Source organism: Curtobacterium sp. MCBA15_013 (assembly GCF_001865095.1).
GTDB lineage: Bacteria > Actinomycetota > Actinomycetes > Actinomycetales > Microbacteriaceae > Curtobacterium.
Genome location: NZ_MJGQ01000049.1, coordinates 1 through 567 on the forward strand (window position 1 = coordinate 1; position 567 = coordinate 567).

A 567-nucleotide genomic window follows, 5' to 3' on the forward strand; every position below is an offset into this window, starting at 1 on the left:
CTGCTCACGAAGCGAGCGCGGAGCTCAGGACCGCGCGCGCAACACCTCGGCGAGGGCGCCGATCGCCAGGCGCACCTCGTCGTCGGTCACGACGAGCGGCGGCGCGAAGCGGATCGTCGACCCGTGCGTGTCCTTCACGAGCACCCCGCGCTCGGCGAGGTCCTGCGCGATCTGCTTCCCGGTGCCGAGCGCGGGGTCGATGTCGATCCCCGACCAGAGCCCGGCGACCCGGTGCGAGACGACCCCGGAGCCGACCAGGTCGTCGAGCAGCCCGCGGAGCAGCGGTTCACCCTCGAGCGCCCGCTGCTGGAACGTGCCCTCGTCGAGCATCGCCACGACCTCGGAGCCGACGGCGGCCGCGAGCGGGTTCCCGCCGAAGGTCGACCCGTGCTCGCCCGGACGCAGGACGCCCAGCACGTCACGCCGACCGACCACGGCGGACACGGGGACGATCCCGCCGCCGAGCGCCTTGCCGAGCGTGATGAGGTCCGGGCGGACCCCGACGCGCTGCACGGCGAGGGTGTGGCCGGTGCGACCGAGCCCGGACTGGATCTCGTCGGCGACGAA

General features: G+C 74.3%; 1 protein-coding gene. It reads right to left on the bottom strand.

Going from position 1 to position 567, the window contains the following annotated elements:
• Positions 1-24: 24 nt before the first annotated feature.
• Positions 25-567, bottom strand: a 543-nt coding sequence (locus tag BIV01_RS16810; protein WP_139199509.1) for an aminotransferase class III-fold pyridoxal phosphate-dependent enzyme, incomplete at its 5' end; no start/stop codon positions are given.